This is a genomic window from Pseudomonas sp. HMSC057H01 (assembly GCF_001836405.1).
Lineage (GTDB): Bacteria > Pseudomonadota > Gammaproteobacteria > Pseudomonadales > Pseudomonadaceae > Pseudomonas > Pseudomonas aeruginosa.
This window is the reverse complement of record NZ_KV828423.1, coordinates 61,063-75,818: the sequence shown is the minus strand read 5'-3', so window position 1 is coordinate 75,818 and position 14,756 is coordinate 61,063. Positions and strand designations below refer to the sequence as shown.

Annotated in this window: 14 protein-coding genes; 10 read left to right on the top strand and 4 right to left on the bottom strand. The window is 66.0% G+C overall.

Going from position 1 to position 14,756, the window contains the following annotated elements; translation table 11 throughout:
- The 4 genes from flgZ to flgA all read right to left on the bottom strand — a co-directional run bounded on the left by flgZ (position 1) and on the right by flgA (position 2,512).
- Complete coding sequence (gene flgZ, locus HMPREF2581_RS08315) at positions 1-792, bottom strand: flagellar brake protein FlgZ (protein ID WP_003119635.1); 792 nt, start codon at positions 790-792, stop codon at positions 1-3.
- 28 nt (positions 793-820) lie between these two features.
- On the bottom strand, positions 821-1,291 hold the full coding sequence (locus HMPREF2581_RS08310; RefSeq protein ID WP_003091733.1) for a flagella synthesis protein FlgN: 471 nt from the start codon (positions 1,289-1,291) through the stop codon (positions 821-823).
- A gap of 54 nt (positions 1,292-1,345) precedes the next feature.
- Entirely contained in the window at positions 1,346-1,669 is a 324-nt protein-coding gene (gene flgM, locus HMPREF2581_RS08305; RefSeq protein WP_003091732.1) for a flagellar biosynthesis anti-sigma factor FlgM, read from the bottom strand.
- 144 nt (positions 1,670-1,813) lie between these two features.
- Positions 1,814-2,512 (bottom strand): flagellar basal body P-ring formation chaperone FlgA, encoded by a 699-nt coding sequence (gene flgA / locus HMPREF2581_RS08300; protein ID WP_003091731.1) that lies wholly within the window; start codon positions 2,510-2,512, stop codon positions 1,814-1,816.
- A gap of 131 nt (positions 2,513-2,643) precedes the next feature.
- On the opposite strand from flgA, the gene HMPREF2581_RS08295 reads away from it, so the two are divergent.
- The 10 genes from HMPREF2581_RS08295 (at position 2,644) to HMPREF2581_RS08250 (ending at position 14,751) form a co-directional block, all read left to right on the top strand.
- Positions 2,644-3,576 (top strand): chemotaxis protein CheV, encoded by a 933-nt coding sequence (locus tag HMPREF2581_RS08295; RefSeq protein WP_003091730.1) that lies wholly within the window; start codon positions 2,644-2,646, stop codon positions 3,574-3,576.
- Positions 3,577-3,652: 76 nt separating this feature from the next.
- The gene (cheR, locus tag HMPREF2581_RS08290) at positions 3,653-4,477 is read left to right on the top strand and encodes a protein-glutamate O-methyltransferase CheR (protein ID WP_003091728.1); all 825 of its coding nucleotides are present in this window, start codon (positions 3,653-3,655) and stop codon (positions 4,475-4,477) included.
- 314 nt (positions 4,478-4,791) lie between these two features.
- Complete coding sequence (gene hsbA / locus HMPREF2581_RS08285; protein WP_003091727.1) at positions 4,792-5,097, top strand: anti-anti sigma factor HsbA; 306 nt, start codon at positions 4,792-4,794, stop codon at positions 5,095-5,097.
- A gap of 1 nt (position 5,098) precedes the next feature.
- Positions 5,099-6,814 (top strand): two-component system response regulator HsbR, encoded by a 1,716-nt coding sequence (hsbR, locus tag HMPREF2581_RS08280; RefSeq protein ID WP_003098751.1) that lies wholly within the window; start codon positions 5,099-5,101, stop codon positions 6,812-6,814.
- Positions 6,815-6,879: 65 nt separating this feature from the next.
- A complete protein-coding gene (gene htpB / locus HMPREF2581_RS08275) occupies positions 6,880-7,230 on the top strand; it encodes a two-component system sensor histidine kinase HtpB (protein WP_003091725.1) in 351 nt (116 codons plus the stop codon).
- A gap of 83 nt (positions 7,231-7,313) precedes the next feature.
- Positions 7,314-9,452, top strand: coding sequence for a DNA helicase RecQ (gene recQ / locus HMPREF2581_RS08270; RefSeq protein WP_003091724.1), 2,139 nt, complete (start codon positions 7,314-7,316; stop codon positions 9,450-9,452).
- An 88-nt stretch (positions 9,453-9,540) separates the two neighbouring features.
- Positions 9,541-10,710 carry a GGDEF domain-containing protein gene (locus HMPREF2581_RS08265; protein WP_003119637.1) on the top strand — a complete coding sequence of 390 codons (1,170 nt, stop codon included), beginning with the start codon at positions 9,541-9,543 and terminating at the stop codon, positions 10,708-10,710.
- A 150-nt stretch (positions 10,711-10,860) separates the two neighbouring features.
- Positions 10,861-11,877, top strand: a complete 1,017-nt coding sequence (locus HMPREF2581_RS08260; RefSeq protein ID WP_003109306.1) for a DUF2804 domain-containing protein — start codon at positions 10,861-10,863, stop codon at positions 11,875-11,877.
- Between the two features lie 117 nt (positions 11,878-11,994).
- Positions 11,995-12,429, top strand: a complete 435-nt coding sequence (locus HMPREF2581_RS08255; protein ID WP_003091721.1) for a MarR family transcriptional regulator — start codon at positions 11,995-11,997, stop codon at positions 12,427-12,429.
- A 276-nt stretch (positions 12,430-12,705) separates the two neighbouring features.
- On the top strand, positions 12,706-14,751 hold the full coding sequence (locus HMPREF2581_RS08250; RefSeq protein WP_003138267.1) for a motility hub landmark protein FimV: 2,046 nt from the start codon (positions 12,706-12,708) through the stop codon (positions 14,749-14,751).
- The last annotated feature ends 5 nt before the right edge of the window (positions 14,752-14,756 follow it).

Here is a 14,756-nt window from a genome sequence, read left to right as displayed (position 1 = left end):
TCAGAACAGTTCGTCTTTCTCGAAGCGCCGGGCTTCGCGTTGCAACTGGTAGACGAAGCGATCCACCTGGCGCTGGGCGAGGCCGCTCATCTCGCTGAAGCGGACGCCGGCGAAGGTCGCGTCGAGCTTTTCGTCGAAGCGCACGTGACGCAGTTCGATCGCGCTGCTGATCGCGCCCTGTGGCAACTGGGCGCTGAAGTCTTCGTAGATCTCGCCGGGATGCAGGCGTTCGGCGACATTGCCGGCGAAGCGCAGCTTGGCGCCGGTGGCGGAGATATCCAGCAGTTGTCCGCTCAGCGGCGCGCGGAGTTTCTCCCCGGCGATTTCCGCGGCGATCGGCTGGCTCTGCTTGATGCTGGCGCGGTAGGCGTTGCGGCGCTGGTGGTAGAGCACTTCGGCGGGAAGGGCGGCCCAGTAGCAGGGGACGCCGTCGTGTTCGCCGAACTGCACCGGGCGCTCGCATTCCCAGGCGATACGCACGCCTTCGTGGAAGGCTTCGACGCGAAACGCCTCGCCGTTCTGCAGGAAACGTTCGCCGGTGTTGGGGATGAGTTCGTCCAGCGCGACCATCCCGCGGTCGCGGTCGATGTCCACCAGGAAGCTCTGGAAGCGCTGGTTGCGATCGGCAAAGGTGATCAGCAGGGAGTCGCGGCTATCCTGCAGCAGGCGCAGGTTGGCCTGGATTTCCACGGGGGCCTTGAGCACCTTCGGGGGTTGCGGCCCCGCTTCTTCGACGAACGGGTTGGGCACCTTCAATGCTCTCCTGGGGCACGAATGCCTCAATGATAGCACTGTGCCTTGATACGTGTGCTGGTCGGGTTCAGGCCTGGCTGAGCGGGCGTTGCCGGCTGCTCGAGGCGGTGCCGCCGCGGCTGTCGTACAGGCTAGGGGCGTCCTGGCCGCGGAGGATGTTCAGCAGGCTGCCGGTGGAAGCCTGGTTGGCGCGGATGATCCGCCCGTTGCGCAGGTTGGCCTGCTGGCAACGCTCCAGCAGTTCGCCCAGTTCGTCGCCGCGCGCCAGCAGCTCGGCGCCATCCGCGCGCTCGCGGGCGTAGCGGGCAAGGCCTTCGCGGTCGAGGGAAACGCCGGCTTCGCGGAGGATTTCCGCGCGGGCCCGGCCATTTCGCTCCAGTTGCTGCATCAGTGGCTGCTTGGCCCCGAGAAGCTGTTGCAGGACCGGCAGCTCGCGCCGTTCCAGGGCCTGGAATTCTTCGTCGACCAACTGCAGGAGTTGGCTGGCGTGGCCGATATCCTCGGCGAACAGATCGAGCAGGGTAGGGGAGTCAGGCATCTCGGGCTCGGGAGTTCATTCGGCGTCCAATGTCCTCCAGCGCGTCCTTCGAGGTCAGCGCTGGGATTCGAAGTCGAGCAGCTTGCTGGCAACACGCTCGCTGTCGACCTGATAAGTGCCATCGGCGATCGCTTGCTTGATCCGGGCAACCTTATCGTTGTCGACCACCGGCAGGGTCTGCAGCTGGTCCGTGACTTTCTGCATGTTCTGGGCGGTTTCGCTGATCTGCACCGACTCGCCGCTCTTCGGAGCGGAAGTCGCGGCCGGGCCTGCCTTGTCGGCGCCAGTGGCGTCGGGACGCCCCGCGGCGGTGCTGCCGGTACGGCCGGTGGTGGCTGGCGTGCTGCCGGGATTCAGCCGGTTGAAGTCGATGACCATGGTTGTAAACCTCGAAGGTATTGGACGCTTGCCTAGCTTTTCGGCGAAGGCTTGAAAAACTTTAGGACTTATTTTCGTGCGTCGTTTCCCAGTTTAGAGAAACCCGCCGGGGTAGCGCCAGCGCTACCGGCCACGGCTTTCCCTCTACATATTCACCTCGACCGTGCCGGGCTCTATCACGCGGGCCTTGATCACCCGCTGCGAGCGCAGGTTGCGCACGCGGATCTGCTGGCCCGGGGCGCCATCGGACAGCGCCTCGCCGGGCATCTTGACGTTGATGGTGGCGGTGCGCGCGAGAATCACCACCTGATCGCCCTTGCGCACGGCTTCGGCCTGCTCGAGGAAGACCGGCGCCAGCACCTGGTCGTTGACCACCGGTCGGCGCAGCTTCTGCCCGACGACGCGGGCCGGATCGGTCAGGTAGCCCTGGGTCAGCAGGCCGACGTCGCGCTCGACCAGGGCGATGTCGGCATCCTCCAGCACGTGCGCGCGCTTGAGAGGCTGCACTGCGACCACCACCTGGCGGAACAGCTTCACCTGCGCCGGCATGAAGATGGTCCAGGGCGCACTGCCTTCGCAACCGATGCGTACGGTGACCCTGCCGATCGGTTGTGCCGGACTTTCCTGGCTGAGCGTCAAGTCCCTGTCGCATTCGGCCAGGCGCAAGCGCGGGTCGACGCGATTGACCTGAATCTGGTAGCGCCCGTCGAGTCCGCTATTCTGCAGATATTCTTCTACCTTGAATTCAAGAAACCCCTGGGTGGAGCCGATAAGTACCTCGGGAGCGGTAAAACCCTGGGCCTGGCTGTTGTTAGCCGCGCACAGGTAGCCGAGCCCGAGCAAAACGGGTAAAAACCGTAGAGAAGTATGGCTACGGGCCATTATTCGTCGAAAAACTGTCGTTGCCTGTTTCATGCAACGGGTAAAGCAATGGTCGTGCCGGAGTCCGGTACGACCGTCTGAGGGGAGCGCCAATGGCCGGTGTTTTGGATTCAGTCAACCAGCGCACGCAGTTGGTCGGACAGAACCGTCTGGAGCTGCTTCTGTTCCGTCTGGACGGTAACCAGCTCTACGGCATCAACGTGTTCAAGGTGAAAGAGGTGTTGCAATGCCCGCGCCTGACGGTGATGCCCAAGTCCAGCCCGGTGGTGCGCGGGGTGGCGAACATCCGCGGAGGCACCATTCCGATCCTCGACCTGGCGCTGGCCACCGGCCGCCGCGGGTTGCAGGACCTGACCAACAGCTTCGCGATCATCACCGAGTACAACACCAAGGTGCAGGGCTTCCTGGTGCGCTCGGTGGAGCGCATCGTCAACATGAACTGGGAAGAGATCCATCCGCCACCCAAGGGCGCCGGCCGCGAGCATTACCTGACCGCGGTGACCCGGGTGGACAAGCAGTTGGTGGAAATCATCGACGTGGAAAAAGTGCTCGCGGAGGTCGCACCGACGTCCGAGGAAGTGTCCCACGGAGTGGTGGACGCCGAGACCCAGAGCCGCGCGGTGACCAAGCGGGTGCTGGTGGTGGACGATTCGTCGGTGGCGCGCAAGCAGGTGACCCGTTGCCTGGAGGCGGTCGGCGTGGAAATGACCGCGCTCAACGACGGGCGCCAGGCCCTGGAGTACCTGCAGAACATGCTCGCCGAGGGACGGCGTCCGGAAGACGAGCTGCTGATGCTGATCTCCGACATCGAAATGCCGGAAATGGACGGTTATACCCTGACGGCGGAAATCCGTAGCGATCCCCGCCTGCAGAAACTGCACATTCTCTTGCATACTTCGTTGTCCGGGGTCTTCAACCAGGCGATGGTGAAGAAGGTCGGTGCGGACGACTTCCTCGCCAAGTTCCGTCCGGACGATCTGGCGGCGCGGGTGGTGGAGCGGATCAAGGCGGTGGACGCGGGCTGAGCGATCGGCCCTCGACAACAATGTGAATACGGGCGACCGGCTGCGTTCCGGTCGCCCAGGGCGAAGAGGCTTATGCGTGTCGGCAGCTAATGCGGATTTCGAGTTGTTCAGGGTCTTCCTCGAGAAGACCTGCGGCATTGTGCTGGGCAGCAACAAGCAGTACCTGGTCTCGAGCCGGCTGAACAAGCTGATGGAGCAGCAGGGCATCAAGAGCCTGGGAGAGCTGGTGCAGCGCATCCAGACCCAGCGCGGCGGCCTGCGCGAGATGGTGGTGGACGCGATGACCACCAACGAGACCCTGTGGTTTCGCGATACCTACCCGTTCGAGGTGCTCAAGCAGCGGGTTCTTCCCGAACTGATCAAGGCCAACGGCGGGCAGCGCCTGCGGATCTGGTCGGCGGCCTGTTCGTCCGGCCAGGAGCCGTACTCGCTGTCGATGGCCATCGACGAGTTCGAGAAGACCAACCTGGGGCAGTTGAAGGCGGGCGTGCAGATCGTCGCCACCGACCTGTCGGGGTCGATGCTCACCGCCGCCAAGGCCGGTGAATACGACACCCTGGCGATGGGCCGCGGCCTGTCCCCGGAGCGTCTGCAACGCTATTTCGACGCCAAGGGGCCGGGGCGCTGGGCGGTCAAGCCGGCGATCCGCAGCCGCGTCGAGTTCCGCGCCCTGAACCTGCTGGACAGCTACGCCAGCCTCGGCAAGTTCGACATGGTGTTCTGCCGCAACGTGCTGATCTATTTCTCCGCCGAGGTGAAGCGCGACATCCTGCTGCGCATCCATGGCACGCTCAAGCCTGGCGGCTACCTGTTCCTCGGCGCCTCCGAGGCGTTGAACAACCTGCCCGACCACTACCAGATGGTGCAGTGCAGCCCGGGCATCATCTACCGGGCCAAGTAGCGCAAGGAAGCGGACCCGCGCCAGGTTGCGCCGGGGGTGACCTGGCAGCCTGGCGCGGGTCCGCTTGGGACGGGCAGGTGGGACGAGACTTTCGCCCACTGCCCAGGCTCCGAGCGCCACGCGCGGCGGCGCCGTCGCAGCCCGCTCGGCACAGGACGGCTGGCTCGGAGCGGGGCAGTTTAGGACTGCGCGATCTAGTTGTATTGACAGATATTTCTGATAGTCAGGTGATCTGGCAAGTTGCCGCTTTGCCGGGGAACTGCTTACATGATTCAAGCGTTCCCTCGATCCGCCACGCCTACCAGGAGACTTCCATGGCCATCACTGCGCTGCCCTCGGCCGATGGGCAAGAGTTGACCATCCAGATCCAGGGGCGCTTCGACTTCGGGGCCCATCAGGATTTCCGCGACGCCTACGAGCGCGTCGCGATCACTCCGCGACGCTATGTCGTCGACCTGCGCAACGCCACCTACCTGGACAGCTCGGCCCTCGGCATGCTCCTGCTGCTGCGCGACCACGCCGGCGGCGAGAACGCGCAGATCAGCCTGGCGAACTGCAGCCCGGAAGTGCGCAAGATCCTCGCCATCTCCAACTTCGAGCAGTTGTTCAAGATCAGCTGAGATGAATCCCCCGGCGGCGCGGATCGAGAGCCTGACGATTCTCATCGCCGAGGACAACGCGGCCGACCGCCTGCTGCTGTCGACCATCGTCAGCCGCCAGGGGCATCGCGTGCTGACCGCCGGCAACGGCCTGGAGGCGGTGGCGCTGTTCGAGACCGAGCGGCCGCAACTGGTCCTGATGGACGTGATGATGCCGGTGATGGATGGCTTCGAGGCGGCCCGGCGGATCAAGCAGCAGGCCGGCGAGGAGTTGGTGCCGATCATCTTCCTCACCTCCCTCAGCGAAACCGAGGCGCTGGTGCAGAGCCTGGAGGCGGGCGGCGACGACTTCCTCTCCAAGCCGTACAACCGGGTGATCCTCGAAGCCAAGATCAACGCCATGGGACGCCTGCACCTGCTGCAACGAACGGTGCTGGAGCAGCGCGACCTGATCGTCCGGCACAACGAGCACCTGCTCAACGAACAGCGGGTGGCCAAGGCGGTGTTCGACAAGGTGGCCCATTCCGGCTGCCTGAACGCCAGCAACGTGCGCTACCTGCAATCGCCCCTCGCGCTGTTCAACGGCGACCTGCTGCTGGCCGCCTACAAGCCGTCCGGCGGCATGCACGTGCTGCTCGGCGACTTCACCGGCCACGGCCTGCCGGCGGCGATCGGCGCGATGCCGCTGGCCGAGGTGTTCTACGGGATGACCGCCAAGGGCTATCCGATGGCCGACATCCTCCGCGAGATGAACGCCAAGCTGAAGCGCATCCTGCCGGTCGGCGTGTTCTGCTGCGCCACCTTGCTCAACCTGAGCTTCCAGCGCGAACTGGTGGAGGTCTGGAACGGCGGCTTGCCGGACGGCTACCTGCTGCGCGCCGCCAGCGGCGAGCGGGTCGCCCTGGTGTCCCGCCACCTGCCGCTGGGAATCCTCGAGCCGGCGGCGTTCAGCGACCGTTGCGAAACCTATCCGCTGGATATCGAAGATCGGATATTCCTGTTTTCCGACGGTGTCCTCGAGGCCAGCAACAAGGCTGGCGAGATGTTCGGCGAGGCGCGGCTGCTCCAGCTGTTCGAGCGCAATCGCCAGCCGTCCGCGCTGTTCGACGAGATCCAGCGCAGCCTGGCGCAGTTCCGCGGCGCGGTGCAGGACGACGTGAGCATGCTCGAAGTGCGGCTGCAGCCGGATAGCGGCCTGCAATGCCCGCCGCTGGCGTTTTCCGATAGCGGCGTGAGCAGTCCGCTGGACTGGTCGGTGAGCTTCGAATTCCGCGCCGAAACCCTCAAGCATTTCAACCCGCTGCCCCATGTGCTGCAACTGCTGCTCGAGGTCCACGACCTGCGCGCGCGTGGCGGTGCGCTGTATACGGTACTCGCCGAACTCTATTCGAACGCCCTGGAACATGGCGTCATCGGCCTCGATTCGACGATGAAGAGCGACGCGGCGGGATTCGCCCGCTATTACCAGGAGCGGGTCAGCCGCCTGCAGGCCTTGCGCGACGGCTACGTGCGGCTGCACCTGGACCTGGCGCCGCATGGCGCGGGGGGGCGTCTGCTGGTGCGGGTCGAGGACAGCGGCGAAGGTTTCGACGTGGAGCGCGCGCTGAATGCCGTGGAGCGTCAGGAACGCCTCTGCGGCAGGGGTTTGCGCCTGATCCGCGAATTGTCCGATCGTTGCCAGTGGTCGGCCGACGGAAAGGTGGTGTCCGTGGAGTTTTTCTGGTCGCCTCAGGCATAATCGCGCTTTCGTCGCGGTGCTCCTAATGGGTAGGGCATCGGAAGTCGACTTCAGGGAGCGATCGAATGTCCGCGCCGCATCTCGATGATCGTGTTCTGGCTTCGTTGCAGGAGGTCATGGAGGACGAATATCCGGTCCTGCTGGATACCTTCGTGCTCGACTCCGAGGAGCGCCTGCGCAGCCTGCATGCCGCCCTCCAGGCCGGCGATGCCCAGGCTTTGCGGCATACCGCACACAGCTTCAAGGGAGGCAGCAGCAACATGGGCGCGGTACTCCTCGCCGGCTACTGCAAGGAGCTGGAAGAAAGCGCCAGGCGCGGTGACCTGCAACGGGCGCCGGCGCTGATCGAACAGATGGAGCGCGAATTCGCCATCGTCCGCATCCTTTTCAAACAGGAACGTCAGCGCTATCGCTGAGGTTTTCGTCCTTTCCGGCGACAAGGTACCGGCCCGATCGAGCCTCCCTGGCGTATAATGCGCCGCTCGATTTGGAGTCCTTCATGCGCGAGCAAGCCCTACGCATCCTCAAAGACGTTTTCGGTTACGACGCCTTCCGTGGCAACCAGGCACGGATCATCGAGCGGGTGGCCGAGGGTGGCGATGCGCTGGTACTGATGCCCACCGGCGGTGGCAAGTCCCTGTGTTTCCAGGTCCCGGCGCTGCTGCGCGAAGGCCTGACGGTGGTGGTGTCGCCGCTGATCGCGCTGATGGAGGACCAGGTCGCCACCCTGGACGAACTCGGCGTGCCGGCGGTGGCGCTGAACTCCACCCTCAACCCCGAGCAGCAGCGGGACATCGCCGAGCGCCTGCAGCGCGGCGAGATCAAGCTGCTCTACCTGGCACCGGAACGGTTGGTCCAGCCGCGCATGCTGGCCTTCCTGCAACGACTGCCGGTCGGCCTGTTCGCCATCGACGAAGCGCACTGCGTGTCGCAATGGGGCCATGACTTCCGTCCCGAATACCTGCAGCTCGGCCAGCTTGCCGAGCTGTTCCCGCAGGTGCCGCGGATCGCCCTGACCGCCACCGCGGACATGCGTACCCGCGAGGAGATGATCCAGCGCCTGCACCTGCAGAACGCCGAGCAGTTCCTCTCCAGCTTCGACCGGCCGAACATCTTCTACCGCATCGTGCCCAAGGAGCAGCCGCGCAAGCAGTTGCTCGGCTTCCTCTCCGAGCGGCGCGGCGATGCCGGCATCGTCTACTGCCTGTCGCGGAAGAAGGTCGAGGAGGTCGCGGAATTCCTCGGCAACCAGGGCTTCCCCGCGCTGCCGTATCACGCCGGACTGTCCAACGAACTGCGTGCCCACCACCAGAAGCGCTTCCTCAACGAGGAAGGCTTGATCATGGTGGCGACCATCGCCTTCGGCATGGGCATCGACAAGCCCAACGTGCGATTCGTCGCCCACCTCGACCTGCCCAAGAGCCTCGAGGCCTATTACCAGGAAACCGGCCGCGCCGGCCGCGACGGCCTGCCGGCCGACGCCTGGATGGCCTACGGCCTGCAGGACGTCCTGCTGCTGCGGCAGATGATGCAGAGTTCCGAGGGCGACGAGCGGCACAAGCGCGTCGAGCGGCACAAGCTGGAAGCCATGCTGGCGCTCTGCGAGGAAACCCGCTGCCGGCGCCAGGCGCTGCTGGCCTATTTCGACGAGGAGATGCCGCAGCCCTGCGGGCATTGCGACAACTGCGTGGACGGCGTGGAAACCTGGGATGCCACCGAATCCGCGCGCCAGGCGCTGTCGGCGATCTACCGCAGCGGCCAGCGCTACGGCGTCGGCCATCTGGTGGATATCCTGCTCGGCCGCGAGACCGAGAAGATCCGCAGTCTCGGCCACCAGCACCTGGCGGTGTTCGGGATCGGCAAGGGGCGCGGCGAAGACGAGTGGCGGACCCTGTTTCGCCAGTTGGTCGCGCGCGGCCTGGCCGACGTCGACCTGGACGGCTTCGGCGGCCTGCGCCTGACCGAGGCCTGTCGTCCGCTGTTGCGTGGCGAGGTGCGGCTGGAGCTGCGCCGCGACCTCAAGCCACAGCGCGCCAAGGGCTCCTCCAGCGGCGGCGCCAGCGCCGCCAGCCAACTGGTGCGCAGCGAAGAGCGGGAAATGTGGGAGGCCCTGCGCGCGCTGCGGCGCAAGCTGGCCGAAGAGCATTCGGTGCCGCCCTATGTGATCTTCCCCGACGCGACCCTGCTGGAAATGCTCCGCAGCCAGCCGCGCTCGCTATCCGACATGGCCCAGGTCAGCGGGGTCGGCGCGCGCAAGCTGGAGCGCTACGGCCAGGCCTTCCTCGATGTCCTCACCGACTCGCCGGCGGCGCCCGCCGCGCCGCCGCAGGACCTGCGCCACGAATTGGCCAGCCTGGCCTGTGCGGGGATGACCCCGGCGCAGATAGCCCGCCAGCTCAATTGCAGCGAGAAGAACGTCTACGCGATGCTCGCCGAGGCCATCGCCGGTCAGCAGGTGAGCCTGGAGCAGGCGCTGGATCTGCCCGAGGAACTCCTCGGCGAAATCCAGGACGCCTTCCTCGAGGAAGACGGCGAACTGCCGCCGGTGGCGGCGCTGGAGGAGCGTTTCGGCAAGCGGGTGCCGAGTGGCGTGCTGCACTGCGTGCGCGCCGCCCTGCAGGTGGAACTGGAGTCGTGATATGGCCATTTGCCGGTATTTTCTGACGCCAATCTTGTGACCTCCTTCGCAAGCGTCTACTGTGACGCCAAGCCCTCCAAGAGAAGAGGTGTGCGTGACACAGAAGGACCGGTTGGACGACTCCCGTTCCAACCTCTATGCGGACCAATTGAACCGCGGTTTCCGCGGCCTGCGTTTCCTTCCCGAACTGGAGCGTGACTACCGGCGCTACATGCTGGAGGACAGCTTCGCGCTGAAACGCATCGCCCTCAGCGTCGGCATGCTCGTCTGGCTGGCGTTCATCGGCATCGACCTGCTGATCCTCGCTGGTCCTCCGCTGTGGGGCGTACTGGCGGTGCGCCTTGGCGTGCTGGTCCTGCTACTGGTCTGCGGCTGCCTGATCATGCTGCGCCGGCACATCCAGCTGATGGTGCCGCTGAGCATCGCCTGCGTCCTCGCCCTTGGCGTCGGTGCGGCGGCGGTGGTCGGCCTGGCGCATCGGGCGGATCCCGGCTATCCCTACGAAGGCCTGCTGCTGGTCAGTTTCGCCGCCTATTTCCTCGCCGGCCTGCGGTTGTCGCAGGCATTGAGCTGTGCGTTGGTCGTGCTGCTCGCCTACCTGGGTTTCGAGTGGTGGGCGGGTACCCAGGAGCCGCTGGGCAACAACCTGCTGTTCCTGCTGTTCGGTAACCTGATCGGCGCGGTCGGCTGCTACCTGCTGGAGTTCAAGTCGCGCGAGCATTTCCTCATCAGCCGCCTGTTGCGGGTGATGGCCGACCACGACAGCCTGACCGGCCTGCACAACCGGCGCAGCTTCAACCAGCACCTGGACCGCCTCTGGCGCCAGGCCCAGCGCGAACAGAAGACCCTGGCGCTGCTGCTTTGCGACGTCGACCATTTCAAGGCCTATAACGACCGCTACGGACACCAGGCTGGCGATGCGGTCCTGCAGCGCATCGGCGCGGTGTTCGAGGCGAATGCCAGGCGTCCGCTGGACATGGCGGTGCGCCTGGGCGGCGAAGAGTTCGCCCTGTTGCTGTACGGCGCCAACGAGCACGAGGCGAGGCTGCGCGCGGAAGCGCTGCGCGCACAGGTCCAGGCGCTGCGCATGGAGCACGAGGCGTCGGACACGGCGCGCGAAGTGACCCTGTCGGTCGGCGTGTCCTGCCTGTGGCCGACCCCGGGCAACGACCTGAAGCGCCTCTACGATCTCTACGAGCATGCCGATCGCGCGCTTTACGAAGCCAAGGCATTCGGCCGCAATCAGGTGGTGGCCTGAGTCCATGGCCGATTTTGTCCCTGTGGCTGGCGCCGCCGGTGACTGCGGGACGAAGCGGCGAATGCTAGGTTCGACAGGAAAAAATGGCAGGCACGGCCGCTCTTCGCAGAGCTGCCGGCCCCGCCGCGAGACGACTTCCGGACGGACCCCATGCAGCGCTTGATCCAGGCCAACGGCCAACCGCACTACGGCATCTTCCCGAGTGCCCCGCAGCACATCAATTACCGCGATTTCGACTTCCGTTCGCCGATGGGCCGGCGCGTGGGGGCCCTGGGCAAATGGCGACGCTTCCATCAGTTCCAGTACTTCGGCCTGATCAGCCCGGAGCTGATCGGCGGCTGCGCCCTGGCCCAGCTGAGCTTGCTTGGCGTCGGCTTCGTCTACCTCTACCAGCCTTCCAGCGGACGCATGCTGGAGCGGCGCTTCAAGCTGCCGCTGGGGTTCGGAACCCGGTTTTCCCAGACCCCGGACGACGGCGTCTGCGAACTGCGCCAGGGGCGCAACCTGCTGCGCCTGGAGAACCGTACGGCTCCCCGGGAGAAACGCCTGCTGGTGGAACTCGACGATGGCACCCGCATCGACGCCTGCTTCAGCGAGGAGGCGCCGAGCTTCCAGCCGATGTGCCTGTGTACGCCGACCGCGGTGAACGGCTGGGTCTATGCGCAGAAGGTGGCCGGCGTGCGCTGTCGCGGCGACGTGCGCAGCGCCCTCGGCGACCACGACCTGCAGGCGCTGGACGCCTTCGCCCATCACGACTGGTCGGCGGGCTACATGCGCCCGGAAACCTTCTGGAACTGGGCTTGCCTGTCCGGCGAGGCGGACGGCTTGCGGGTCGGCCTGAACCTGTCGTGCGGGGTCAACGAGACCAGCTTCACCGAGAACTGCTACTGGCTGGACGGCGAACTGCTGAAGGTCGACAGCGTGCGCTTCGACTTCGACCGCGACCAGCCGCTGCGGCCCTGGACCATCCGTTCATACGATGGCCAGGTAGAGCTGCGCTTCGAGGCCCACGGCATGCACCAGGAGCGGCTGAACCTCGGTCTGCTGGCGAGCAACTTCAAGCAGATATTCGGTTGTTTCAGCGGTGTGCTGCGTCCGCGAGGTCGTGCCGAGGTGAGGATCGAGCGGCTCTGGGGCTTCGTCGAGGACCAGTACGCCAAGTGGTAGACGGGGCCTGGCCTGGGCATATCGTGCGACAATTTGTCATTGTACGAGGGAAAATTGGACGGGCATTATTAGCCGACTAATAATTAGTCAAATGAAATATCGGACCTCCTTTTTCCTATGGCTCAGACAGACAAGCACTATTTCGGCACCTTGCTAGCCCAGACTTCCCGTGCTTGGCGCGCTGAACTCGACCGCCGCCTCAGTCACCTCGGCCTGTCCCAGGCGCGCTGGTTGGTGTTGTTGCATCTGGCGCGCCATCGCGATTCGCCCACCCAGCGCGAGTTGGCCCAATCGGTGGGGGTCGAAGGCCCGACCCTGGCGCGACTGCTCGACGGCCTCGAGTCCCAGGGCCTGGTACGGCGCCTGGCGGTGGCGGAGGACCGGCGGGCCAAGCACATCGTGCTGACTCCCAAGGCCGATGTGCTGATCGCCGATATCGAGGCCATCGCCGCCAGCGTTCGCAACGACGTACTGACCGGCATCGACGAGTCCGAGCAGGCGCTGTGCCAGCAGGTGCTCTTGCGAATCCTGGCGAACCTGGAAAAGCGCTGAGCACTGCGTCACGAAATTCCGCTAGAATCGCCATTTTTATGGCATCACCTCCTGGGCTTTCGTCCGAAAGCCCTCTACAGAGGTTTTCGTCGGTTTTCTGACGAAAAATCTTGACCGTTTCCACGGCATTCCTCTATTCAGTGATGGCAAAAAGCCATGTCTTGCGCCATGTGGTGCGTTCAGCCCTGTACGGGGCGAAATTCGGGCTAACGTGAAATAGATGTAGCAGTCGACCGCTGGCCGGCTGTGTGCTCGAAGTGCGGAGAAAAGAACGGAATGCCCGGTAAAGCCTTGCGTGTCATGTTGTGTGCCTGGTCGTGCCTGTTGGCCGGGCAGGCGAGCGCCCTGGGAGTGGGAGACATCACCCTGCATTCGGCGCTCAACCAGCCGCTGGATGCGGATATCGAACTGCTTGACGTCGGCGATCTCGGCGCGGACGAGATCGAGGTCCGCCTGGCGGGCGCCGACGTCTTCGCCGCGGCCGGGGTGGAACGCTTGCAGTTCCTCAACGAGCTGCGTTTCAGTCTGGTGCTCCAGGGGCGCGGTGGCAATCGCATCCATGTGTCCTCGAGCCGACCGGTGCAGGAGCCCTACCTGAATTTCCTGGTGGAGGTGGCCCGCCCCAACGGCCGCATTGTCCGCGAATTCACCGTACTGCTCGATCCGCTCGGTTATACGCCGCGCATGCTTCCGGCCGCGCGCAGCGGGATCGAGCCGCAGCGGCAATCCTCGACGCCGGCGCCCGCGCCGCGTAGTGCCGCGGTCGTCGTAGACCCGGCACTGCTGGAGCCGGGCGACGACTACCTGACTCGCCCCAGCGACAACCTCTGGGCCATCAGCGGACGCCTGCGTGGTGCCGGCAACGCCGATCGCGCGCAACTCATGGAGGCCCTGTACCAGCTCAATCCGCAGGCCTTCGTCAATGCCGACCGGCACCGGCTCAAGGCCGGCGCGCGGCTGCGTCTGCCGGCCGGCTACCAGCCGGAGCGAGGCGCGCCCGGCGCCGTGAAGGAGGCGGCCGTGGAAGTCCTGCCGCCAGCCGATGCCGCCGTGGTGGAAAACGCTCCGGCGGCTCTCGTCGAGGCGCAGCGCCAGGCGGATGCCGAGGCCGAGGCGCTGGCCCGGCAACGGGAGGAACTGAGCCAGCGGATGGACGATCTGCAACGCCAGTTGCAGGCCTTGCAGGAACAACTGCAGCAGCGCGATCGCCAGGTCGCCGAACTGCAACAGCAACTGGCCCGGCGCCAGGCGGTGCGGCCCGCGGCGCCGCCGCCCGCCGCGGCCGCGCCTTCGGTTGCGCAACCGGTTGAAACGCCGACGGACTCGCAGCACTGGCGCTGGATGATCGTCCTGCTGCTGGTCCTCGCCCTGCTCGGCGTATTGCTGTTGCGTCGCCGCCGCGAAGAGACTCCTGTCCCGGCGGTCGAACCGAAGCGCCGGGTCGCCCTGAACCTGCCGCTGCGGCGTGCGCCGCGCCCCCCGGCGGCCGCACCGGCGCCGGCAAAGGTCGAGGAACAGGCCAGGCCGCCGGTCGCCGTTCCCTCCAGCCCGCCGCCGTCTCCTCCGCCTGCTCCGGCCGCCGCTCCGCGCGCCGCCATGGCTGCGGCGGACAAGCTGGACGGCGCCGACATCTATATCGCCTACGGTCGCTACGGACAGGCCCGCGACCTGCTGCGTCAGGTACTCGCCGAGCAGCCGCAGCGCCTGAGCGCGCGGATGAAGCTGTTGCTGGTGCTGGCTGAGCTGGGCGATGCGGCCGGCTTCGACGCGCTGGCCGAGGAAACCCTGGCCAGTGGCGGCAACCCGGAGGCCATCGACGAGTTGCGCGGACGCTACCCGGCGCTGCTACAGATGCCGGCGACCGAGACGCCGGCGGCAACCAAGGACGACGACTGGAGCGACCTGCCGCTGGCCGAGCCGCCCGCCGCGCAGCAGCCGGATGCGACCTCGGGCGCCGACGGCTTCGGCGACCTCAACCTCGATCTCGATCTCGACTGGGGCGCCCTGGAGAATCCCCTGGACAACCCCGACCTGCCGCGCCGCGCCGCTGCCGGCAAGGCGGAACCGGCGGAGGAGCCCCTGGCGTTCGAGAGCAATCTCCATGAACTGCCGGATGTCGCCGAGTACGAACACCTCGAACTCGACCAGCCGGAGCCGGCCACGGTGCCGCCGGAGGAGGCCTCGGCCAGCCTGGACCGGGCCCGCGCCTGCATCGACAGCGGCGATCTCGACCAGGCCAGCCGCATCCTGCGCCTGGTGGTGGCGCACGGCGACCCGTGGCAGAAGGCCGAGGCGCGCGAGTTGCTGGCGCTGATCGCCTGAACTTC

What these genes read in the sequence shown, in the direction of transcription:
- htpB (WP_003091725.1), top strand. Translation starts at nt 6,880, where the DNA reads ATGTCCGCGCCGCATCTCGATGATCGTGTTCTGGCTTCGTTGCAGGAG.
- recQ (WP_003091724.1), top strand. Translation starts at nt 7,314, where the DNA reads ATGCGCGAGCAAGCCCTACGCATCCTCAAAGACGTTTTCGGTTACGAC.
- hsbA (WP_003091727.1), top strand. Translation starts at nt 4,792, where the DNA reads ATGGCCATCACTGCGCTGCCCTCGGCCGATGGGCAAGAGTTGACCATC.
- flgM (WP_003091732.1), bottom strand. Translation starts at nt 1,669, where the DNA reads ATGGTCATCGACTTCAACCGGCTGAATCCCGGCAGCACGCCAGCCACC.
- HMPREF2581_RS08295 (WP_003091730.1), top strand. Translation starts at nt 2,644, where the DNA reads ATGGCCGGTGTTTTGGATTCAGTCAACCAGCGCACGCAGTTGGTCGGA.
- HMPREF2581_RS08250 (WP_003138267.1), top strand. Translation starts at nt 12,706, where the DNA reads ATGCCCGGTAAAGCCTTGCGTGTCATGTTGTGTGCCTGGTCGTGCCTG.
- HMPREF2581_RS08260 (WP_003109306.1), top strand. Translation starts at nt 10,861, where the DNA reads ATGCAGCGCTTGATCCAGGCCAACGGCCAACCGCACTACGGCATCTTC.
- HMPREF2581_RS08255 (WP_003091721.1), top strand. Translation starts at nt 11,995, where the DNA reads ATGGCTCAGACAGACAAGCACTATTTCGGCACCTTGCTAGCCCAGACT.
- HMPREF2581_RS08310 (WP_003091733.1), bottom strand. Translation starts at nt 1,291, where the DNA reads ATGCCTGACTCCCCTACCCTGCTCGATCTGTTCGCCGAGGATATCGGC.
- hsbR (WP_003098751.1), top strand. Translation starts at nt 5,099, where the DNA reads ATGAATCCCCCGGCGGCGCGGATCGAGAGCCTGACGATTCTCATCGCC.